Genomic DNA, 23,007 nt, shown 5'->3' with positions numbered 1-23,007 from the left:
CGATTAACATGTTCGTAAAAGGTTAAGAAAAAATAGCGGCATTGCTATATACTAGAAAGAAATGCTTGATCATGGAGGGGTTATCTTTGAAAAAGTATCGCATGGCGCTAATTGGCATTGGGGGATTCGGGGCTAGTCATGTAAAAGTGCTGCTTCAGTTGGCGAATGAAGAAGTATTAGAAGTGACAGCCTTCGCCGAGATGAATGTGGCGGCACAACAGCAGTCCTACGAGAGACTGACAGCAGTTGGCGCTAATCATTACATAGATTACGAGGAAATGCTGCAGGCTCATCCGGACATCGACTTCGTAGTCATCTCGACACCGATTGCTACCCATAAGCCAATCAGCATTCGTGTTATGGAGATGGGATTCCATGTGCTTGTGGAGAAGCCGCCTGCGGTGACAATTCAAGATGTGGATGAGATGATCGCAGCGAGCAAAAAATACGGGAAGTATTGTCAGGTTAACTTCCAGATGACTTCAGGCAGAGCATTCCGCAAGATGCTCACAGAGCTTAGGAACGGATCAATCGGGGAGTTACGGCAAGTGACGGGCGTTGGCATGTGGCAGCGGACGAAAAATTATTATTCCCGAACGGGTTGGGCGGGCAAGCTGGTATATAACGATCAATACGTATTGGACGGCACTTTCATGAATCCGCTCGCACACACGTTGAATAACTGTCAAATCGCCGCCTGTGCGGCTTCGAATGACGTCTTGTCCGTGACTCCGGAGTGGGTGCAAGCGGAGCTTTATCATGTGAATGATATCGATGGAGATGACGTATCTTGTATTCAGACTCGCATGTCTAACGGTGTCGAAGTGAATTTCTACGGCATGCTGTGCCATCATAGGAGCGACGTTCCTTATATCGTGCTGCGAGGAAGCAGCGGAGAGATGCGCTGGCAGTATGATCATACAATGACCATTAACAGCGGCGACAGGCTGGAGAAGCATACCTTCGACGATGGGGATCTCATGGGCAACATGTACCGGAACTTGATAGACGCCATCGATAACCCGGAGACGGAGTTGCTGGCATCGCTTGAGGCTTGCCGCAATTATGTGCTTATAGCCAATGGGGCTTATGAATCCGCGAAGAAGGTAGTAGACATTCCACGGCAATATGTGGTGGAAGAACAGCTGCCTGAGACGAGTGTCAGACTGCTGCCGAGTCTGTCCGAGAGGATCCTGGAGATCTCGAATGCCGGCCTGTTGTATTCGCAAGCAGAGCTGCCTTGGGCGGTTGCGACAGACAGAATGGATATGACAAGCTACCGTTATTTTGAACTGCCTGAGGGTTTGAGGTAAGCCTTGCATATACTGTTTCTAGTGGAATGAAGGACAGATCATTTGTAGGATCTGTGATCCTCTTGCAATGCTTTTTTACGATTTATCGTACAAAACCCGCCCAATAAGCGTCTGCAGGACCCAGTTTGTACGATTTTTCGTACAACTGAGTCGAAGTTACGCCCGATCCCGAGCACTTTGTACGATTTATCGTACAAAGCTTGCTGCTCTACCGTCGGTTGAAAGTGTTTGTTTGGAATCACGCTCCCCCCTTCCTCCACACCTGACCATCTCCCGTATATTAGACGCCATAAGGCGTCTTTTTGCATTTTCCCCTGTTTTTCTTCTGCAATCTCTCCGGTTTTGCCCCTGTCGGTCTCTCTCTATAATGAGATTAACTTCAGATGCTTGCGAGAGGAGGAGACATTATCGCACCACATACGACTGCGTCGAACGGCGCATCCCCCAGGGCGCAATCTGATCAACGGGGAAAGCAAGCAGCTGCCGGAAGGGGATGGAGGAAGCTGGTCTCGCAATACCAGCTTATGCTCATGTCCGTTCCATTCATTGCCGTTCTAATCGTGTTCAGCTTCTTTCCGTTATGGGGATGGATTATGGGGTTTCAGGATTACGCCATACCGAAGGGAATTGCCGGAAGCCCATTCGTAGGCTTGGAGCAATTCGCCAAGCTGTTCAGCGACGACTGGTTCTACATCGTGCTGCGCAATACACTGGCGATGAGCCTGATGAGTCTGGTGGCCAGCTTCGTCTGCGCCATAGGTCTGGCGCTGCTGCTGAACGAAGTGAGAGTAGCTCTGTTCAAGCGTACGGTGCAGACAATTACGTATATTCCCCACTTTGTATCGTGGGTCGTCATCGCCAACATTGTCACCTACGTGCTGTCGCCGGACGGCGGACCGCTGAACGAGCTGCTGATCTCGCTCGGCTGGCTGGATGAAGGCATTTACTTTATGTCGAAGGAGCACTGGTTCTGGGGCATTCATACGCTTGCCAGCCTGTGGAAGGAGCTTGGCTGGAGCACGATTATTTATTTGGCTGTTTTGACCGGCATTAATCCGGAGCTGTACGAAGCGGCAGACGTAGACGGAGGGGGACGCTTTCGCAAAATGCTGCATATCTCTCTGCCGGGTCTGATGCCTACAGCCGTCATGTTGCTCATCCTTGCCGTCGGCTATCTGATCTCGACAGGCTTCGAATCGCAGATGCTGCTGGGCAACAGTCTGGTGATGGAATATTCGCAAGTGCTGGATCTGTATGCGTTGGAGTATTCGCTGGAGATTGGAGATTATTCCTACGGCGTCGCGATCAGCATGTTCAAGTCGGTAGTCAGTATTACGCTGGTTCTGCTCGTTAACGCTTGGGCAAGAAGACTTGGCCAGTCCCATATTCTATAAGCGGAGCGGACAATATGACAAGGAGGTTAGCCATGAGTAAATTGAAATTTGCGGTTGTCGGCAGCGGATGGGTTGCCGGTGAATATTTGCAGGCCATCCATGCGCGGGAAGATGCGGAGGTTCGTACGGTCGTCAGTGCCAACAAGGCATTCGCGAGCGGACGATTGGCTGAGCTGGGGATTGCTGCGCAAGTGACGGAACGGTTCGAAGAAGCGGTCAAGGACGACGGGATTGATGCCGTTGTGCTCTGTTCCACCCCGAACCGACGCGAAGAAGAAGTGGCGCTGGCTGCACAGTGCGGCAAGCATGTGGTCATTGAGAAGCCGCTTGCGATGAACCGGCAAGGGCTGTGGAAGATGGCGGAGGCATTGACCAAGCATTCCGTGGTTACAGCCGCCAGCTTTGTGCTCCGCTGGAATCCGTCATTTGTCAATACCAAATCGCTGATAGAGGAGGATGCGCTCGGCCGCATCTTTATGGCGCAAGTGGACTATTGGCATTACGTTGGCCCGCAGTACGGGCAATACCGCTGGAGCAGGACGAGTCAGCTTGGCGGCAGCAGCATGCTTTCGGCTGGCTGCCACGCGGTGGATGCGGTGCGATATTTTGCCGGAGACATTGCTGAGGTGTCCGCCTACAGTTGCCGTACATGGGCGGATTCCGACTATGAGTTCGATCCCAATGCTATCGCCATCCTCAAATTGAGAAACGGCGGCATCGGCAAGGTATCTTCATCGCTGGAATGCAAGACGCCATACAAGTTCAATGTGCATCTGCTCGGCGAGAAAGGCGCAATCATGAACAATCAGCTGTATACCCACAAATTGCCGGGACAAACCGATTACGCGACGATCCCCACCATACTGCCCGATAGCGGGGACGTGTCCCATCATCCGTTTGTAGAAGAAATTAACGATTTTGTACACGCGGTTCGATCGGGCGGAACGACGCGCTGCGACTTTTTTGACGCTTATCATACGATGGAAGCTTGCTTCGCTATCGATGAAGCGATCGCCTCAGGCAAGGCGGTTCAATTGCCTCTGGCACGATAATTGGTACAAACAAGGAGGTGCTGCTAGCTATGCGGAAGCGATCGCTCGGGGGCGCTTTGTTCCAAACCTGCAATGTAACCTTTCTTATGCTGCTTAGTATGGTGACGATGTACCCGTTCCTGAATCTGCTGGCGATCTCGCTGAACGAGTCGCTGGATACGCTGCGTGGAGGCATTCATATCTTGCCGCGCGCCTTCACGCTCACCAACTATGAGCTGATCTTCCAGAATCCGCGCCTGTTCACGGCGTCGTGGTTGTCAGTTGCCCGTACCGTGCTGGGAACGGTGCTGTCTGTCGGCGCCACCATCATGGTGGCCTATACGCTAAGCCGCAGGGAATATATGCTGCGCAAGTGGCTCAATACGATCATCGTCGTCAGCATGTATGTGAACGGGGGCATTATTCCGTACTATCTGCTCATCAAGAGTCTGGGACTGACCAATACGTTCCTGGTGTACATTATTCCGACCCTGCTGGTCGCATTCAATGTCATGATTATGCGAAGCTACTTCGAGCAGCTGCCGGAAGGCTTAATCGAGTCGGCCAAGGTGGAGGGGGCGAACGAATTTCAGATTCTGATGCGCGTAGTGGCGCCTGTCAGCCTGCCTGTCATTGCGACAATCACCTTGTTCGTATCGGTGCAGCACTGGAATTCGTGGATGGACAACTTTCTGTTCAACAGCCGCGAGAGCCTGACGCTGCTCCAGTATGAGCTGATGAAGATTCTGCTGCATTCCACGGAGCAGATCAATGCGACGCCGGGCAATGTCGACGATGCGCTCATGCGGATGACGACGCCGCAGTCGATCAGAGCGACGATGACGATTATCGTCACGGTGCCGATTCTGTTCGTGTACCCGTTCATGCAGAAGTACTTTATTAAAGGGATGACGCTTGGCGCTATGAAGGAATGATATCTCCGGGCTAGTCCCGATGATATAATGAATAGAATGGAGAGGGTGTTGACATGAAGAAAGGGACTACATTATTGCTTGCCGTCATGCTCATGCTGGCCGCATTGGCAGGCTGCGCAGGCAATGAAGGAAGCGGCGGGAACGAGGGCAAGTCGGGAACTGCAAGCGGCGAGCAGGCCGGCGAATCGACGAAGGAACCTGCGGCTGCTGAGAAGCCGAAGGAGCCGATTACGGTTCAGGCTGCCAACCTGTTCCCGAATCTGGACCCGAATAACCCCGTCATGCAAGAGATTGGTAATCGGGCGGGCGTGAAGTTCGACCTGGTGACCGTGACGGGAGACCGCAATCAGAAGTTCGATCTATGGCTCGCTTCCGGCGATTATCCGAAGGACACGCTTATTCTGAAGCCGGACTATATCTCGAAGTACAAGGAAGCCGGAGCCATCATCCCGCTGGAGGAGCTTATCGAGGAGCACGGTAAAAATATAAAAGAAAAGTATGGTGAGTATTTCGACCTGCTGAAGGATGAGAACGGACACATTTACTCCCTGTACGTGCCGAATATTGCGACGGAGCCCGCTCCGCAAATTCAGGCGCCGTTCGCCATCCGTTACGATGTGCTGGAAGCGGCGGGTTACCCGGAAGTGAAGACGCTCGATCAATTGTTCGACGTATTGAAAGCGTTTTACGATGAAAATCCGACGATTGACGGCAAGGCGATGATTCCGTTCTCCGGATTCAGCACATCCGGCAGCGGAGGAGAAAACTTGGGAGGACCGTCATTTAATATCGCCGGACTAACGAATCATGGCAGATTTTATATCGACGACAGCGACCAGGCCCGTCTGATTTATGTATCTGATGCGCTGAAGCAGTATTATCAGTTTTTGAACAGACTTTATAATGCCGGTATGCTGGACAAAGAGTTCTTCACGCTCAATATGGACGGCTTGACCAAGAAAATTACAGAAGGCCGCGTACTTGCAGGGTATTTCCCCGATTGGTACGTGCAGCCTGAAGTAGAGAAGACGATGCGGGCATCCGGCGATACGGATCTGATGTACGCTTACTTCCCGCTAATGCAAGATGAGAATGCGAAGGACCGTTCATTCGTCTCTCTTCGCACCCGTTCCAACTGGAACTGGGCGATATCGGACAAGTCCGAGCATCCGGAGGAAGTGATCAAGCTGCTGGATTATATGTTCTCCGATGAAGCTCAGATTCTGATCAATTGGGGAGTGGAAGGCCGGCATTATGAAGTTGCAGACGGCAAGCGAAGAGTGATGGATTCTTACAAGCAGCAGTTGAAAGACAATCCGGACGCACTCTGGAGCGAGCATGCCTCCATCTTCTACGGCACTTCGATGTACTTCGCTCACGGGACGAAGCTTGCCGACGGAGACTATGCAACACCGCTTACGAAGGATTCTATTAAGGAAGGTTATGATGAGCGAACGAATGAAGTGCTGGCGCAATACGGTAAGCAAGTATGGTCGGACTTCCTGCCGGAGCTGGAATACATTCCTGCCATCCTGAGCCAGCTTGGCGAAGTGGAGGATGTGCGTGCGGAGATGAAGCGGGTAGAGCAAATCTGGCTGAAGGAATCCGCCAATATGATCTTTGCCGGTACATCCGATGAGTTCGATCGGTTATGGACGAATTACGTTCAGAAGATCGACAAGGCCGGAGCTGCGAAGTTGGAAGAGGCTTATACCGAGCTGTGGAGAAAAAATACGAAGAAATAGTAGCACCCTGCCCGAGGGGGAGAGGGTGTGATATGCGAATGGCACTGGAGTGGTTATCGGATGATAGGAAGAAGAGGCATCATACTGGATCTGTACGATCTGCACGAAGCTTGGCCGGATCTGTTGCATGAAGCCGGGATCAATGTGCTAGGTATTCATAATTGGAGCGGGAGCAATCAATTCAGTGAGAAGATTGACGAGATTGCCGCATACGTCCATTCTCCGGAAGGCAGTCAATGGATGAATCGTCTTCAGCGGCTCGGAATTGAAGTGGAATATGAGCTCCATGCCATGAGTTGGCTACTGCCCAGAGACTTGTATGGTCGGTATCCGGAGTGGTTCCGGATGGATGAGCATGGCACTCGAACGCCGTCGGCCAATTTCTGCCCGTCCCACGAGGATGCGCTAGAGATGATTCGCGGCAACGCCGTTCGTCTGGCCCGCTTGCTGCCGCCTACAACGGAGCGCTATTACATGTGGCAGGATGACAATCAGCCATGGTGCAAGTGCGAGCGGTGCCGATCGTATTCCGACAGCGATCAGACGTTGATGGTCAATAACGCCATTGCGGAAGCGATTCGTACGGTAAGGAGCGATGCGAAGCTGTCTCATCTTGCTTATATGCATACCCTGGAATCGCCACCGCAGCAAGTGACTCCGGCGGAAGGCATCTTCCTCGAAATAGCCGGTCCGATCATCCATCGCCATGAGCATCCGAACTATGCAGACGGATCGCCTGAAGAGCTAAGCCGTCTGCGGGATGACCGCAAATTCGTTAAGGCATTGGAGCGGAATCTGCAAGTGTTCGGTGCGGAAGACGCTCAGGCGCTTGATTATTGGCTGGACGCTTCCTTCTTCAGCAAGTGGAAGAAGCCAGCCAGAGAGCTGATCTTCAATGAGGAGCAGACAGCTGACGATATTCAGTTCTACCGGGATATGAATATTGGCTCGATCTCGAGCTTCGGCGTATTCCTGGATCGGGAATACTTCAGCCGCTATGGTCATCCTCCGGTCGTTGCATACGGAGATATACTGGGTCGCACCAAGTAATCGGGCACTGCATAGCCAGTCAGAAGGGAGGCAAGCGACAATGAGTATTCGGACAAAGCTGTTTCTGACCAATAGCGCGGTAGTCATTCTGTTGCTTGCTTCCCTGACCTTCTTGATGGAGTCGCACGGACGCAAGTCGATGCTTAAGAAAATGATGGAGAATACCGGTTATTCTCTGTCTCAATTAACGGAAAATGTGGACAAGCTGTTGGGCTCGTATGAGCAGCTTGCCGATTTTCTGTATATGGAAGATTTGCTGCAAGACCGGCTTATGCATCAGTATGATTCCTTCCCCGATGCTCATCGGGATTACTTCGACCATGTGCTGCCGCTGCTGACCGCGCTGCGCTCGTCGAAGGACATTGCAAGCTTGAAGCTGTATACGGACAACGCCTCGTTCCATATCGGCGATGTCCGGCCGCTATCGGAGCTGCCGTCGCTTGCGGACGAAGCGCGATGCTCCAGAAGATCGGGCGCTGTCTCGGACAAGCGATGGAGCGTGCTGGCGGATGGTGACGGCGAGTTGCTGCTGCGGCTGACGCAGCGGTTGAATCATCTGTACTTCGACGCTTGCCAATTCGCCGTCATCGATACGGAAGCGGACATTGTGGCCGATCTGATCCGCAAGGAGAATGACAAGACGAACTTCGTCGTGTACTTGCCTGACGGCAGCATCGTACTGGATAACTTCCGGAGCGGCGATCCGGCAGCTGGCGACCGGGGGAGTGCAGAGGGATATTGGTTCTATCCGGAGCTGCTGTCTGCCGAGGGGGATCGGGTGGTATACCGGGACGAACAGGCCTATCTGCTGGCTCACCGGACGATAGACTCGCGCAACAGCGTTCGCGGCATCGGCGTCGTCTCGCTTGTGCCGCTGGATGAGCTGGAGGCGGAGACGAAGGAAATTCGAAGCATGGCGGTCATTCTGTTCCTCGCGGCGCTAAGCGTCTTCGTCGTAGCGAATATATTGATCTCGACAGGTCTTACCCGCAGGCTGACGGAATTGTCGCTTCGGCTGCGGCGCACCAATATGGACAATCTTCAGCCTATACCGCGAATTAAAGGCAATGACGAAGTGAGCCAGCTGGGACATATGTTCAACGGCATGGTGCAGCGGATGCAACGTCTCCTGCGCGAAGTGTACGACTCCGAGCTGGGCCGCAAGGAGCTGGAGCTGAAGACGAAGGAGTCGGAGCTGTACGCGCTGCAGACTCAGATCAATCCGCATTACCTGTTCAATACGCTCAATGCGATCAGAGGCAATCTGCTGGAGAACGGAGACCGGGCCAATGCGGAGATCGTCAATCTGCTTGCCCGTTCGTTCCGTAATGTGCTGGGCAAGGGCGGCGGTCTGGTCACGCTTGCGGAGGAGCTGGATATCGTGGAGACTTATCTGAAAATCCAGTCGTTCCGCTTCAGCGACCGGCTCAACTATCGCATCGAGGTGCCGAAGCCACTTCATCGGGTGAAGGTGCCGAAGCTTGCGCTGCAGACACTCGTCGAGAATGCGATCATTCACGGTCTGGAGCCGAAGGAGGATGGCACGACGATCGCGATCCGATCCGTCATTAACGATCAAGGGGAACTGCATGTCATCGTGGAGGACGACGGACTGGGCATACCGCCGGAGCGTCTCCAGGAAGTGCGGAGCGGCTTGAACGATGCTGGACAATCGCTTGCCGCCAAGCATATCGGCTTGCGGAACGTGCATCAGCGTCTGAAGATCAGCTTGGGTGAGCCGTACGGCATCCTGATAGAGAGTGAAGTCGGTCGAGGGACCAGATTGATCATGGTGCTGCCTTTGCAAGATTTCGTGTGATGGGAGTGGGGAGGAATGTATCCGATATTGCTGGTAGACGACGAGCCCGGAGCATTGAAATCGATGAAGTATTTGCTGGATTGGGAGGAGCTCGGCTTCACAATCACGGGCGAGGCGCGCAATGGGAGACAAGCGCTGGAGATGTACCGGGAAGGACATTATGCGTTGATCATTACCGATATCCGCATGCCGGTGATGGGCGGATTGGAGCTTATATCGCATATACGAGCGGAAGACGATGTGCCGATCATCATCATGAGCGGCTACGAGGACTTCGGCTATGTGAAGAAGGCGCTTTTGTACGGAGTGAAGGACTATCTACTCAAGCCTGCGGAGGCGGAGGATGTGCAGCGGCTGCTGGAATCGGTAGCCAGAGAGCTGGAGGAACGCCGCATCATGCATCAGAAGTTATACCACGGCGTGCAGGCGCTGCTGGAGAATACGGTGAGGAACTGGGCGACGGGCGTGATCGCGCCGGCGGAAGCGATGAGGCAGCTATCTCTTCTCGGCAAGGCGCCGAAGGCGGAGCCGGGCATCTGCTGCCTGGCGGCGGAGCTGGACTTGCCGCAATGGGAAGATCCGGACTGGAGCGACAAGGAGCTTCAGACGAAGCTGTTCGCCGCCCGCAATGTGCTGGAGGAAGCGGCGGGATCGTCAGCCGTCTTATTCCCGCTAGAAGAGATGCGCTTCGGCATTGTCATCAGCTCAATGGAGGAGCCGCTGCGGCAGGATATGATCATACAATTGGTCGAAAAAATGAAAGCGCATACGAAGGAATTTGCGAAAATCGGCGTTACAATGGGATCGGGCAGCATCGTATACGATACGGCGGACGTCAGCCGCTCCCTGGAGGAAGCGCGCCGCATGCTGGAGAAGGTGCTGTTCCTCGGCGAGCATAGCTGGACCGGGTACTCCTCTGCGGCGGATGCGCAAGCGGGAAGCTTGGCGTATGCACATGACATAGCCGCCATCGTCGGAGCGATGAAGGAAGGACAGTTCCGGCATGGCGAAGGGCTGCAGCAGCAGCTGTGGCAAGCAATCGCAAGCGGTCAGGCGCCGGCGTCCCATGCGAAGTCCGCGGTCGTGGAGCTGTATGTGGAGCTGCTTCGACTTGTCAGGGAGCTGGGCGCTCCCTATGAACGCCTCATTAGTCCGAAGCGCGACGATTATGAGACGATTATGGGCATGAAGACGCTTGCCGGCTTGCAGCAATGGTCGGAGCGGAAGTGCAAGGAGGCCGCGGAGGCGCTGGAGCTGCTAAGGCGATCGCCTGCAGAGCAAATGGTGGGAACGGCAATCAGGTGGGTCAATGAACGCTACGGGGAAGCGATCAGCATGAAGAGCATCGCTTCCAGCCTGTATGTCAATGCTGCCTATCTGGGCCAGCTGTTCAGGGACGAGACAGGCACGTCGTTCAACGAATATCTGCTTCGCGTCCGGATGGAGAAGGCGAAGGAGCTGCTTGCCACAACGGACCGGAAGGTGTACGAGATCGCCGCAGCGGTCGGCTACAACGATATCGACTGGTTCTACAAGAAGTTCAAAGGCTATGCGGGCGTCAGCCCGAAGGAATATCGCATGAAAGGATAGAGATAAGGAGAGAGCACTGCTGCAGGTTTGAATTAAACAGTGGAGGTGCTTCATATGAGAAATCGGAACTGGAAAAAAGTGTTGTGCGCATGGCTGGTTATGGTATTGACAGTGGGGGTGCTGCCTTTTGGAGCGGCGCCGCTATCGGTCGCTGCTTCATCCGACGCAAATGAAGTAAGCAGTTTGTCAGAACAGGATCAACAAATCCTGTTCCATGATGACGGTACCAGCCTGCAGGAGGCAGGCTGGATTTTGAATGCTCCGCCAGTGGAGGGGGTGTATATTACGGATTCAACCGCATCGCTGGGCAATCCGAATGGCGTGGATCTGAAGCAGGTGGAGGAGGGGCATTATCTCTTATACGGAAATAAAACAGCTAGCGACACCGTGAAATATTCTACGATGACCAAGTCTGTTCCGATCGGATCTGGCGCATGGACAGTCGCTTTCAAGGCGCGCTTCGTCGACCTGATGAAGCCGAGCCAGCATCCCGCGTACCGTGGAGTAAGCTTTGAGGTGTTCGCGGGCGGACAGGAATATAAGATTACTTTCAACGACCAGAACAAAATATTGGCCATGACGAATCCCGGCGGCGCTTATGTGCAGGAAGAGGTGATCATGCCGGCTGATGATGCTTTCCATCAGTGGGAGCTTTCCTATGACGGCAGCCGGAATGTGTCCGTCAAGCTGGATGGGGAGGTTGTCGCTTCATTCCAGGATATAGCGATCCCCGTGAGCGGCAGAGAGGACGCTATCGTTATTTTGAATGCGCCTCTGAACTGGGAAGCTGGAAGAAATGAAGTATATATCGATGATCTCACCGTCTTGAAGGGCAATACGGACTTGTTGTTCATGGACGATGCCTCCAGCTTGCAAGAGTCGGGCTGGAACAGGAGCAGCAATCCGCTGAGTGGGGTATATATTACAGATGCGGACAATACGCTCGGAAATCCGAACAATGCGGAGATGAAGTCGGTTGAAGCGGGCCAATATTTGTTCTATGGCGACGAGAGAGCAAGCCAGGACAGAGCCTACACGTCTCTCATGCGTCAAATGCCGATTGGAGCAGGAGCCTGGGTGCTGGAGTTTTCCGCCCGCTTCGTTGATCTAATGAAGCCGTCTGCTTATTACGCAGAACGCGGACTTTCTTTCGATATCCATGCCGACGGGAAGCGGTATAAACTGACGTTCAATGACGATAACAAAATATGGGCGCTCAGCGGGAACCAGCAGCAAGCAATCGCAATGCCCGAAGATGATGCCTTTCATAATTGGAAGATCATGTACAATGGGCACGATACAATCTACGTGCAACTGGATGATGCGACGGTTGCCCGCTTCGATAATGCTTCGGTGGCGACGACGCAATCTGATCGGCTCTCGATTGTCAACGCGCCGTTGGATTGGGAAGCGGGTACGACCGAGGTATATATAGACAGCATGAAACTGTACAAGACGCCATCCGGAGATCCATATACCCTTATTGCCGACGATGCCTCCAGTCTGGAGATTGCAGATTGGACGGTAACGCCGCCTACAGAGACGGCTTACTTCCGGGATCATGCCGGGACGGGCGGTACGGCGGATGGCATGCTGCCGGTTGAAGAGGGGATGTACTTCACGTTCGCGAATACGGCGTCTTCGACACCTGCCGCTATCTCGATGGAGAAGGCAATTGGAGATGGGCCATGGGCATTGGAGATCGAAGCCAGGATGGAAGAGCTGGTGCAGTCAGCTGCTTCGGGACCTGAGCAAGGCTTGACGCTGGAATTGGCTGCCGGCGGAACGCTGTACCGCATCATATTCAACAATGGGAATCAGTTATGGGTCGGCAATAGTGACGGCGGCTACGAGCGGATAGAAGCTGAGCTGCTCTCTGAAGCGTTTTTTGATCAGTGGGGAATTGCCTACGATGAGCATGGCCGACTAATGATCACCCAGAACGGAATCAAGCTTGGCTTGCTGGAGAATGCCGGAGTGCCTACTGACGCACCGGACCACCTTTCTATTATCAACAATGCAGTAGGGGCTTGGAGCGGAGAGACGCGTGTCTTCTTTGAACAAATCTCACTCCTGAAGGAGGAACTGCCGGAATGGAGCCAATTCCAGCCGGTGATTGCCGGGGTAACAGTGCTGCCGACATCGCAGTCTGATCATCTGGAGACGATCGTATCGGTATATGATGCCGATCCGCTGCGGTTTCAAGACGGGGGCAATCCGCTCTTGCTGGAGGCAGAGCTGTATAAAGGCGAAGCGGGTGAAGGAGGGCTGCTGTCTGAGTGGGCTCAGCCGGCAACGGGAGCTTCGAGCAAGCTGACGCTTCAAGCCGGCGGGGAGACGGGACGCATGCTACTGAAGCTTCGTCTGGTCGATGGGGCTAAAGTCGTTAGTCAGACGGATCATAATGTAGAAGTGTATAGCAAGGTGAATAAGCTTGTGCCTAAGAAAAAGGCGACGGCGGGGCCGGGAGAAATGTATTTGTTCACCGCGATGGAGCAGGCTGAGGCAGGGCATAAGCAAACGGCGGCTGAAGCGGGCTGGAATACGGCGGGCTATACTTATGAAGGTACGGATAGCGGCGGCGTCTATCTGGAAAACACCGACGAAGCGCTGGAGCTCAAGCTGCCAGTCAAGCTGAAGGGCTGGTTCGGCGTAGTGATCGGTTATGTGACGGGGACGGAAGGCTTCATCGTATCCGATAGCAAGGACGGGCAAGTGCATACCATAGTCATGGATGGAGATATGATCGCCGAGGCGTCGGAAACATACGGCGACAAAGCGATGAACGAAGTGTTCGCGTTCGCCTCCAAATTCCGGAACGGCACCGTGCGCATAAGCCCTATGGACGGCAAGAAAGCGCGTATTGCCTATGTGAAGCTAAAGGGATTGTCGGACGAAGAAATCGAATTGTATCAAAAGCAGGATGAGGGACCGAACGGCAAGCGCGTCATTTATAATAATGACGGCTATAGCGATTTTTTCAGCGGCATGTACGATACGAAGGAGGGACTCTACGAGCATGCTGTCGATCTATTCGAGAATCAAGATGTGAGCGCTCTGCACTGGGCGTTAGGCACGACGATGAACGTGCTTCGGGACAGCGCTGCCGCCGGAATGCCTTATGCCGGTATGACGCCGGAGCAAGAAGCGCTGATGCGGGATGGAGACAAGCATGTGCGGGATACGGTCTTAACTTATATAGATGCAGGCAACGACCCGCTTACGCTGGTGGCGAGCCGCGGCAAGGAGATCGGCTTGGAGACGATCGCATCCTTGCGGATGAGCGCCTTCTATAACGAGGCGCAGTATCCATGGCTTAACGGCAACCGCTATGGAGAGTTTACGGATAAGGGCTACCGCCAGGTGCGGAAAGACGGCTCGCAGGCCGTACAGATGAGCTATGCTTTCCCGGAATACAGGCAGTATATTATCGATGTGCTGAAGGAAGCGGCAACGGTGAGCGATACGGAAGGGAATGCGCTTGTTGCAGGAGTGGAGCTCGATTATTGCCGTTATCCTTATGTGCTCGGTTATGAAGCGATACTGACAGATGCTTATGAAGCGGAATACGGCGTCGACCCGCGCAATGAGACGTCGGCGGAAGGGCTGCAGAGATGGCAGCAATTCCGTGCGGATATAATGACAGCTTTTATGCAGGAAGTGCGTGATGAGCTGGAAGGCAAGTCGATTGCCGTCCGCATCCCGAATGTGGATTATTTCCAGTATGGACTGGATATTGATGCATGGATTGAACAAGAGCTGGTCGACATGCTTGTACCGTGCACAATCGGACATGAGGATTTCTTCGAAGAGATTGGACAGTTCCATGAGCTGACGGACGATACGGGAATTAAGCTGTACGGCAATATTAACGGTACGTTGTCGGGACATGATTTGACGAAGCGGGAGGAAGAATTGCTCAAGCGCGGCGTCAGGCTGAAGGTCGGTCATACGCGAGTCAGCAGAGCACAATATCTTCTTAGAGCTCATCAATATTACGAGGCCGGTTATGACGGAATATATATTTTCAACAGCTGGAGGGGGATTGCCTCCGAAGGACAATCAACGCTGGGGCTGCTCGGCGACAAGGTAAAGGTTGAGAAGTGGTACGGCTTGTCCTATCCAGCGGAATGGGTGCAAAATCTGGTGACGGTGGAACCACCGGGCAGTCTGGTTGTACCCGGAACGGATGTATTGGCCGCATCAATTGGATTCACGCTGTCTGATCATAATCCGAGCACAGGAGCGCTTTCAGATTTCGGCGCAACGTATGGCTTCGCGCTGGATTACGATTATCGCAGTGTCGGCGCCGATCTGGGGGAGGAGCAATCGTTCAACTCTATTGAGTTGTCCGGCACCCAACCTTTGAGCCGCGTGGAGAAGCCGGATCTGTCGCTCTATGTCAGTAACGATAATGCGACTTATACGAAGGTGCAGGATTGGGATTTCCTGAAGTTAGGCGAGAGAATCATCCTGTACAACTTCTCGGAGACGGCAAGGTATGTCAAGGTGCATAATCACTTCGATGATCCCGGCTTTACGTACCAGAATGCCAACCTGCAGCAGATGATGAAAGTATTCAATAGGCCGGCCGGGAGCTGGACGGCATCGGGCGGCGGAGACTGGAGCTACAGCAAACAGATTCAGGTTGCGAACTCCGGCAATGGCATATTGTATGATCGCGCCGTATATGTCACGAAGCAGTCGCTTGATACAGCCGGCCTTATAGCAGCCGGCAAGCTGCAGAGCGATTACCGCGATGTGCGATTCGCCGACGATAACGGACGGGAGCTGCACTTCTATATGGACGATGACGGCTTCTTCGTCCGCATTCCGGAGCTGGCTGCCGCTGATGATGCGACGATATGGATGTATTACGGCAATCCGGCGGCTTCGTTCCGCGGCGCGGCGCAGGAAGCGCTGCAGGTGGAATACGGCAACAAGACGCTGCAGCAGCACGATTCGCAAGGCGAGCTTGGATTCGGAGCCAATGTGAAGCCGATCCGGCTGCAGGACGGTACGCTGGCGCTGGTGGCACAGACGACGAAGACAGAAGGCATCCATGCCCAATACTCCTTCGATAACGGGCGCACCTGGTCGGCTCCGGAGCCGTTCATCTCTCCCGGCAGCCGAGCGGGTGTCTCGCTGGACAGCCCCGGCGGGGCATATGTTGATCCTGCGACGGGGACGGTGTACGTCATGTTCTATTCCTATCATTACTTCAATGTATGGAATAACGGTGCGGCGGATTGTCTGGACGCCTCGCAGTGCCGGACGGATCTCTACTTCGTGAAGTCGACCGGCTTCCAGCAGGGCAAGCCTGTATTCGGACAGCCCGTGCAGGTGACAGGAATGACGACGGCGGGTGGAGACCCCGTGCATTACGCGCTTACGTACGCCAATCCGATCCGGACGGACTCGGGCCGGCTGGTTGCTCCGATCTCTTACGTCATCGGAGCGGACGGTACATTCGGAGGCGGAGTGGTCTATTCGGATGACGATGGATCCACGTGGACGAAGAGTGTGAACGATCTGAGCATTCCTGCCGTTGGCGGAGAAGGCGGCATCTCGGAGAGCGCGGTCGTGGAGCTGGCGGACGGTTCCTTGAAGATGTACTTGAGACAGCAGCGGTCGGACAAGTTCAGCTTTGCCTCCAGCGTATCGACAGATGAAGGAGTGAACTGGACGCCTGTGGCCGATAGCGAGGTGATGAGCACGAATACGATGCCTGCTCTCAGCCGGATGGACAATGGCGATATTCTGCTCAATTGGTCGGGACATAATGCCATGAACAGCGGCAGCTATTACCGCAATGATCTGACCGCGGCATACAGCTCGGACGAGGCGGGCAGCTGGAACGGCTATCGCGACTTGCTGGGCCGGACGCGCCTGTCCGCGCCGGGGTGGTACGCCTTCGAACAATCCCGGCGCGTTACGGAAGCCGACCATGTGCCGGCGGGGAGCGGCGATTATTTGTTCGCTTGGTCGGGCGAGGGAGCGCACTCGATGCTGATTGAGGATTTCTACCGTTACCTCTACCGCAGCCACGGCGCTATGGATGATTTCGAATATGAGAATAACGGCTTGACGGAGAACGATGGCAGCCGTCTGGCGAACGACTACTGGTGGCAGACGACGAAGTTCGGCACGCTGGAGTCGAGTGCGAACCGCGCCAAGCAAGGGCAGCGTTCGCTGAGGCTTCACGATCATGAAGAGACGAAGCGGGTGACGGCGGGTTCGCGTATGTTCCCGGCGATGAGAGAGGGCAGCGTGTCGTTATGGCTGAATGGCGCCAGCTTTGACAGCGATGTGCATATTTCCTTGCAGGAAGGTTATTCGACGCACTGGAATGCGGTCGGCACTGCTTTCATGCTGCAGATCGATGAGAACGGCACCGTGCGCTATTCGGACGCTTCCCAGCCCTATGTGGATGTGGTGGCGGGCTACATTGCTGACGATCTATCGCCTGCGACGAGCAACTTGACGCATCTCGGGTACTCGGGCGGCTTCGCTCTGGACTACAAGGACAGAAGCATCGGCGTCGATCTGGGCCGCGTGGAGACGGTGCTGGAAGTGAAGCTGAAGGACAACGACGGCAGCAGCCGGATCGAAGCAGGCGATCTGGAAGTGTACGTGAGCGACAACAATGACGGCGACTGGACGCAGGCAAGCGGCTGGACGTTCGACAAGACGGGCGGCATTATTACGCTTTCCGGCATGTCGGTTCAAGCTCGTTATGTGAAGGTGCATCAAGCCTATAGCGACACAGCCTTCTCATTCGTAGGCGAGCTGCAGGACATGATGGAAGTGACGACGCAGGGCAATCAATCGGGCTCGCAATTCCAGCCGTTACCGGTGCCGACGAATGTCGCGCTGAACGAGTGGTTCAAAGTGAAGATCGACTTCGATCTGGAGGCGGGCCTTGCAGATATTTACGTGAATGGCGATCATAAGGGAACGGTCGCGGCGGCCCATCCGGGCGAGGCGGTAAAGCATCTGATGATCGCCGCAGGAAGCGGTACCGGCACGGATGTGTACATGGATGAGCTCATCATTCAAGACACTTCGCTAGGCAAGCCTCAAGTTACCTTGGTAGGGTCCGAGTGTTCGGTGCTTCCGTTGGAAGACGGCTGGAAGGATCGGGACGAGGCCATGGATGAGGATGATAGTGAAGAAGACGCTAGGAATGAGTGGTAGAGGAAGGTGGGGCTGAAAGCGGCGAGACTCAAAGCAATGCGGCATCTGTTGAAGCATGTTGGCAGCCAACGAACCAATTGTCTATCTTAATCTTAGCGATATGCCGCTCAATTCCTATGAAGCCGCTCTCTATTGACTTAAACCACTACTTGGAGTTGGAGGATGAGAGGATGAACAGACGGATTGATATCGCAGTCGTCGACAGCGCGATGAAGCAGGAGCCAACCCGTTTCGCCGTAAGCGAATTGGAGCGGTATGTACATGCAATGACGGGGATGCCAGTTTCCGTTAGAAGCTTTGAACAATATGACCATCTCATTCCGGCTATATGGGTGGGGGAATATTCGCAATTCTCCCTCCTGGCTAGCTCGAGCGGTTTTTTCTCTCCTTACGATGATGAGATAACCGTGAAGATGACGGGCTGCGAAGGAATTATCGCGGGACTTCATCCGCGCAGTGTCCTGCAAGCGGTCTATCGTTACTTGACGGAAGCAGGCTGCAGATGGGTGCGTCCGGGAGACGATGGCGCGTTTATTCCTTCCAAGCCGCTATATCATACCAATGTGGATCTGCAAGAGACTCCGTCCTACCGCCATCGGGGCGTATGCATCGAAGGCGCCGTGTCCATCGACCATGTAACGGCGATGATTGATTGGTTGCCCAAGGTAGGGATGAACAGTTATTTTATTCAGTTTAGGGAAGCTTATGTATTCTTCGCCCGCTGGTACCGGCATGCTCATAATCCCCTTGTGCCGGAGGAGGAAGACTTTGATCTGGTAAAGGCGGGAGAGTATGTGGCCCGAATCGTTCGCGAGCTTGCCAAGCGAGGCATGATCTATCACGCGGTCGGACATGGCTGGACGTGTGAGCCGTTCGGCATCCGCGGCATCAGTTGGGACGAAAAGTGGGAGGGAGATGTTCCGGAGGTAGCACTCTCCAGCATGGCGATGATCGGCGGAGAGCGAAAGCTGTTCGGCGGGATTCCGCTCAATACGAATCTATGCTATTCAAATCCATCCGTTCGCACAAAGATGGTAGCGGAGATCGCAGAATATGCCGGCCGGCATCCCGAGATCGATCTGCTGCATGTATGGCTGTCCGACGGTTCGAACAATCAATGCGAGTGCGAGGCATGTGCGATGACCACCCCGTCGGATTGTTATGTGAAGCTGCTGAACGAACTGGACGCAGCGCTGACTGCGAAGGCGTATTCGACGAAAATCGTCTTCCTGCTTTATATCGATTTGCTATGGCCTCCCGAGCACGAACGAATACAGTGCACGGATCGCTTCATGTTGTTGTTTGCTCCCTATACAAGATCGTATCGTCAATCTTTCGGGATGGAGGAGAAGATCCCGCCGCTCCCAGCCTACCAGCGCAACAAGCTGGAGCTTCCGCCGACAGTGGCAGGCAATCTGGCTTTCCTTCAAGCTTGGCAACGCTTGTTCGAAGGTGAGGGCATCGATTTCGACTATCCTTTTATGTGGGCACACTATCTCGATCCCGGCCTGATGCGAATTTCACGCATCGTCAGCGAGGACATCAAGCACTTACGCCACATTGGCTTGAATGGTTACATGAGCTGTCAAGTCCAACGCTCCTTCTTTCCGCATGGCTTGGGCATAACCGTAATGGCGCGCACATTGTGGAATGCCGATACCAATGTACGGGCAGAGGCAGAGGATTACTTTCACAGCACATTTGGCGATGACGGTCTGTTGGCTCTCGAATATATGGAAGCTTGGTCAGACTTGTTTGATCGCATTAATCTTGAGCAAGCTGGAGAAGCAAATCTCGAACTGCTGAAGGAAGTCCCGGGACTGATTCAGCGCTTCAGCGAAGTGCTGAGAAGAAACCTCAGCAATGACAAGGATTCCTTGCAGAATGTTCATATTGTGTCTTGGAACTACATTGCGCTGCACGGGGAGATTTGGAGCAGCATTGTCTCCGCCATGAGAGCCTTCATTGAGGAGGAGTCCGAGCGGGCCGACCTGTATTGGGAGGCGGTGAAGCTCAATATTTGGGAGAAGGAACCGGACTATGTGCGCGTGTTTGATGCCTTTCATTTTATCCGAACTTGCGACAACATGATGCAGACCTTAAGGGAGAAAGGATCTTTGCGAAGCTTGTAAAAAAAACCTCTGACACTGTACCGGCAGTCGTCAGAGGTTTTTATTTGCAGGATTTGTATACTGTAACGGATGCTAGAGAGCCTAAGAGTCTAGTTTCTCCTGTGATGCCATTGTAACGGTCACAGCGGAGCTTAATTTGTCTCATTTCGTTACGATGGGGCAAGTTTGCAGAAAATAGCGTCAGTCACACCCGTTAAAGTCAGATGTGGACGTATAAGGCTAAAATAGCGTCAATGGCATCCGTTAGCGTCGGCAGTCGGCCCAGCGTCAATGGCACCCGTTAGCGTCGGCAGTCGGCCCAGCGTCAATGGCATCCGGCCCAGCGTCGTGTGTCCAGCCCCAAGCGTCAGCGTCTAGCACGGCGAGCTAGTCCCCGGCCGAGCCCTGCAGCCAACCCTCGCACGCCTAGTGCCGAGGGCCAGCACCGAGCCGACCTGCGCACAAGCGCTCTACTTCGACTGGTGCTGGAACAGCGGCAGTTCGCCGAGGAAAATAATGTCGTCCCGCTTCGCGGCATCGCCTTCGGCTAGAATAGCCGCTCTAGCGACAACTTCGCCGCCTGCTTTCGCCACAAGCTGCTCCAATGCCAGCAGGGATTCGCCCGTGCTGATCACGTCATCGACAACGGCGATGCGTTTGCCGCGAATGAGCTCCGCATCCGACTTTTCCAATATGAGCTCCTGCTCCTTCTGCGTTGTAATGGAGTTCACCTTGTGGGATATCGTCTCGCCCATGTAGGCTTTCACGCTCTTGCGCGCAACGACGTAACGCTTCATGCGAAGCTGCTTGGACAGCTCATAGACGAACGGAATGCCCTTCGCCTCCGCTGTTACAAGTAGGTCCACCTCAGGAAGCTTGGCTGCCATATCTTGCGCAGTCTGCGTCACAAGCTCCGTATCGCCGAGAATGACGAAGCTCGCGATGCTGAGAGAATCCGATATCGGTATAATGGGCAGCTCTCTTGTCAGCCCGCCAATGTGCAACGTATATGTGTTCATGCTTGCTCCTCCTCTGCCAAATCCTGCTTTTTACTATTTCTATGCCCTTCTATGCTACATGCCGAACCAGTTCATCAAGGTCTCTACCACGATGCCGGACAGCATGCCGATGAACGGATCGGTAATCGCAGTCATCACCATTGTAACGCCGCCCACGATGCCGGAGCCAGCCCCTTCGCCTGTCAGAGCCGCGGCTGCATTACCCGGCAATGTTACCATAGCGCCCAGAATCATCAGGAAGCCTGCAATTGACGAGCTCGGAACATATTTGCCGATCTTCGGCAGCATTCCTGTAAACAGGATGACGGCCATTATGATCATCATCAGTACACCGGACCACACGGCATGCGGTGCGCTCGCAGTCGCGGAAATAATAATTTCCACCGGCGCTCCGCCGAACAGAGACGAAGCCATATCCGCCAAGCTGCTGATGACCGACAACGTATCGACATTGACGGATTGGCCGGCGATGCCTTCATTAATTCTGCCGAAAGCGATATTCGCTCCGATGTTGAGACATGCCATGGCAAGCGCTCCCCGCACTACGGTAGAATTGAGGATCAACTTTTGCATTTTCAGCCCTTCTTTAGGAACGGGCTTGCTTTCTTGTTTGTCGGAGCCGCTCTTCTTCTTCATTATATTATACACGATGCTGGAGAGGATGACGGATGCGGTAATCGTATAGACGAGATCCTTCGTCAGCATGTAGACCATTAGTGCGCTGAAGATGGAGGTCGCCCCGATAATCCGGTCGTTCTTCGCCATATCCCAGGCGACCTTGGACAGCATTAGGCCGACACCGGCCATCATCCCGCTTGTAATGACGGGACCGATCCAATCGATAACGCGCTCCAATACGCCGAACAGACCGATAATAAGCAGGATGGATGCGCCGAAGAAAATCATCGACAGCCGCTCCCGCATGTTTTTGCCCATCGTCCCGGCCAGTGTGATAGTCTCCGCTTGATAAGAGATGACCGCTACGTTGCTGGTAGCGGCATTGCCGACCGCGCCGACGACGAAGGCCAATGCGGTGGGAATGGAGGCGAAGCCGAATGCGAGCGCCAGCAGTCCCTGCGGCAATCCGTTGAGAACTACGCTGATCGCAGCAAGAATGTCCTGAAGTATGTCTTCCATTGTTCGTTCCTTTCTTTTTTGCCCCTATCATCAGATGAAGTGATCAATTGTAGAAGATGCCGCCTCGCGAAAAAACATTCTGATCCCATGGTTTGGAAACCAGAATGCTTGCGTAAACAGTAACTCCAACTCCATAGTAGAAAAATTGACGGTTTCTCTGTAGAAACTCCCGAACCTTATTTTCGGGAATATATGGGGGAGACTTTCATTTATATTCGGTATGAATACCTATAGAAAATTATCATATTTTTCGACAATGTTCAACATTTTTTTCGCCAAGTGAATTTATTAATTTGAGTTGAATACCTGAAGCTAGTGGAGTGACTCGCCCGAACGCGGCTGCAGTGTATACAGCCAACACTACAGTGGCGAAGTCGCCTGTAATCGTGCCTGCAGTGTATGCAGCCAACACTAGAGTGGCGAAGCTGCCTGCAATCGCGCTTGCAGTGTATGCAGCCAACACTAGAGTGGCGAAGTCGCCTGCAATTGCGCCTGCAGTGTATGCGACCAACACTACAGTGGCGAAGCTGCCTGCAATCGCGCTTGCAGTGTATGCGACCACAGTAGCGTTGCATTAAACTTGACATGGATTGTGCCTCTAATAAGTCGTTCTAAATTGTGCTAAATATGTTAAATATATGTGGTTCATGACAGAAAAAAAGCTCC

General features: G+C 53.8%; 13 protein-coding genes and 1 riboswitch. Of the genes, 11 read left to right on the top strand and 2 right to left on the bottom strand.

The window, feature by feature from the left end; genetic code table 11:
- Positions 1 to 86 precede the first annotated feature (86 nt).
- The 10 genes from ACFQ2I_RS19010 to ACFQ2I_RS18965 all read left to right on the top strand — a co-directional run bounded on the left by ACFQ2I_RS19010 (position 87) and on the right by ACFQ2I_RS18965 (position 20,206).
- Positions 87 to 1,313 carry a Gfo/Idh/MocA family protein gene (locus ACFQ2I_RS19010; protein WP_377567032.1) on the top strand — a complete coding sequence of 409 codons (1,227 nt, stop codon included), beginning with the start codon at positions 87 to 89 and terminating at the stop codon, positions 1,311 to 1,313.
- 383 nt (positions 1,314 to 1,696) lie between these two features.
- Positions 1,697 to 2,707, top strand: a complete 1,011-nt coding sequence (locus ACFQ2I_RS19005; RefSeq protein ID WP_377567030.1) for an ABC transporter permease — start codon at positions 1,697 to 1,699, stop codon at positions 2,705 to 2,707.
- A gap of 32 nt (positions 2,708 to 2,739) precedes the next feature.
- Positions 2,740 to 3,759, top strand: coding sequence for a Gfo/Idh/MocA family protein (locus tag ACFQ2I_RS19000; RefSeq protein ID WP_377567028.1), 1,020 nt, complete (start codon positions 2,740 to 2,742; stop codon positions 3,757 to 3,759).
- Between the two features lie 29 nt (positions 3,760 to 3,788).
- Positions 3,789 to 4,673, top strand: coding sequence for a carbohydrate ABC transporter permease (locus tag ACFQ2I_RS18995; protein ID WP_377567026.1), 885 nt, complete (start codon positions 3,789 to 3,791; stop codon positions 4,671 to 4,673).
- A 53-nt stretch (positions 4,674 to 4,726) separates the two neighbouring features.
- A complete protein-coding gene (locus ACFQ2I_RS18990; RefSeq protein WP_377567024.1) occupies positions 4,727 to 6,418 on the top strand; it encodes an extracellular solute-binding protein in 1,692 nt (563 codons plus the stop codon).
- A 60-nt stretch (positions 6,419 to 6,478) separates the two neighbouring features.
- On the top strand, positions 6,479 to 7,468 hold the full coding sequence (locus ACFQ2I_RS18985; RefSeq protein ID WP_377567022.1) for a DUF4838 domain-containing protein: 990 nt from the start codon (positions 6,479 to 6,481) through the stop codon (positions 7,466 to 7,468).
- A gap of 40 nt (positions 7,469 to 7,508) precedes the next feature.
- Entirely contained in the window at positions 7,509 to 9,287 is a 1,779-nt protein-coding gene (locus ACFQ2I_RS18980; protein WP_377567020.1) for a sensor histidine kinase, read from the top strand.
- Positions 9,288 to 9,302: 15 nt separating this feature from the next.
- Entirely contained in the window at positions 9,303 to 10,877 is a 1,575-nt protein-coding gene (locus ACFQ2I_RS18975) for a response regulator (protein ID WP_377567018.1), read from the top strand.
- Between the two features lie 54 nt (positions 10,878 to 10,931).
- Entirely contained in the window at positions 10,932 to 18,074 is a 7,143-nt protein-coding gene (locus ACFQ2I_RS18970; RefSeq protein ID WP_377567016.1) for a DUF2341 domain-containing protein, read from the top strand.
- A gap of 170 nt (positions 18,075 to 18,244) precedes the next feature.
- Positions 18,245 to 20,206, top strand: a complete 1,962-nt coding sequence (locus ACFQ2I_RS18965) for a DUF4838 domain-containing protein (RefSeq protein ID WP_377567014.1) — start codon at positions 18,245 to 18,247, stop codon at positions 20,204 to 20,206.
- Positions 20,207 to 20,655: 449 nt separating this feature from the next.
- Here the strand turns inward: ACFQ2I_RS18965 and ACFQ2I_RS18960 are convergent, their stop codons facing one another.
- Both ACFQ2I_RS18960 and ACFQ2I_RS18955 read right to left on the bottom strand, forming a co-directional pair.
- Positions 20,656 to 21,204 (bottom strand): phosphoribosyltransferase family protein, encoded by a 549-nt coding sequence (locus ACFQ2I_RS18960; RefSeq protein WP_377567012.1) that lies wholly within the window; start codon positions 21,202 to 21,204, stop codon positions 20,656 to 20,658.
- A gap of 54 nt (positions 21,205 to 21,258) precedes the next feature.
- Positions 21,259 to 22,341 carry an NCS2 family permease gene (locus ACFQ2I_RS18955; protein ID WP_377567010.1) on the bottom strand — a complete coding sequence of 361 codons (1,083 nt, stop codon included), beginning with the start codon at positions 22,339 to 22,341 and terminating at the stop codon, positions 21,259 to 21,261.
- A gap of 114 nt (positions 22,342 to 22,455) precedes the next feature.
- Positions 22,456 to 22,557, bottom strand: a riboswitch (purine riboswitch).
- Positions 22,558 to 22,661: 104 nt separating this feature from the next.
- On the opposite strand from ACFQ2I_RS18955, the gene ACFQ2I_RS18950 reads away from it, so the two are divergent.
- Positions 22,662 to 22,919 carry a hypothetical protein gene (locus ACFQ2I_RS18950; RefSeq protein ID WP_377567008.1) on the top strand — a complete coding sequence of 86 codons (258 nt, stop codon included), beginning with the start codon at positions 22,662 to 22,664 and terminating at the stop codon, positions 22,917 to 22,919.
- Positions 22,920 to 23,007 lie beyond the last annotated feature (88 nt).

Source organism: Paenibacillus chungangensis (assembly GCF_042675905.1).
In the GTDB taxonomy this organism is placed as follows: Bacteria; Bacillota; Bacilli; order Paenibacillales; family Paenibacillaceae; genus Pristimantibacillus; species Pristimantibacillus chungangensis.
The sequence above is the reverse complement of the archived record's forward strand: the minus strand, read 5'-3'. Positions and strand labels throughout refer to the sequence as shown.

Coding starts and splice junctions, on each gene's coding strand:
- ACFQ2I_RS19005 (WP_377567030.1), top strand. CDS start 1,697: ATGCTTGCGAGAGGAGGAGACATTATCGCACCACATACGACTGCGTCG.
- ACFQ2I_RS19000 (WP_377567028.1), top strand. CDS start 2,740: ATGAGTAAATTGAAATTTGCGGTTGTCGGCAGCGGATGGGTTGCCGGT.
- ACFQ2I_RS18995 (WP_377567026.1), top strand. CDS start 3,789: ATGCGGAAGCGATCGCTCGGGGGCGCTTTGTTCCAAACCTGCAATGTA.
- ACFQ2I_RS18990 (WP_377567024.1), top strand. CDS start 4,727: ATGAAGAAAGGGACTACATTATTGCTTGCCGTCATGCTCATGCTGGCC.
- ACFQ2I_RS18985 (WP_377567022.1), top strand. CDS start 6,479: ATGATAGGAAGAAGAGGCATCATACTGGATCTGTACGATCTGCACGAA.
- ACFQ2I_RS18980 (WP_377567020.1), top strand. CDS start 7,509: ATGAGTATTCGGACAAAGCTGTTTCTGACCAATAGCGCGGTAGTCATT.
- ACFQ2I_RS18975 (WP_377567018.1), top strand. CDS start 9,303: ATGTATCCGATATTGCTGGTAGACGACGAGCCCGGAGCATTGAAATCG.
- ACFQ2I_RS18970 (WP_377567016.1), top strand. CDS start 10,932: ATGAGAAATCGGAACTGGAAAAAAGTGTTGTGCGCATGGCTGGTTATG.
- ACFQ2I_RS18965 (WP_377567014.1), top strand. CDS start 18,245: ATGAACAGACGGATTGATATCGCAGTCGTCGACAGCGCGATGAAGCAG.
- ACFQ2I_RS18960 (WP_377567012.1), bottom strand. CDS start 21,204: ATGAACACATATACGTTGCACATTGGCGGGCTGACAAGAGAGCTGCCC.
- ACFQ2I_RS18955 (WP_377567010.1), bottom strand. CDS start 22,341: ATGGAAGACATACTTCAGGACATTCTTGCTGCGATCAGCGTAGTTCTC.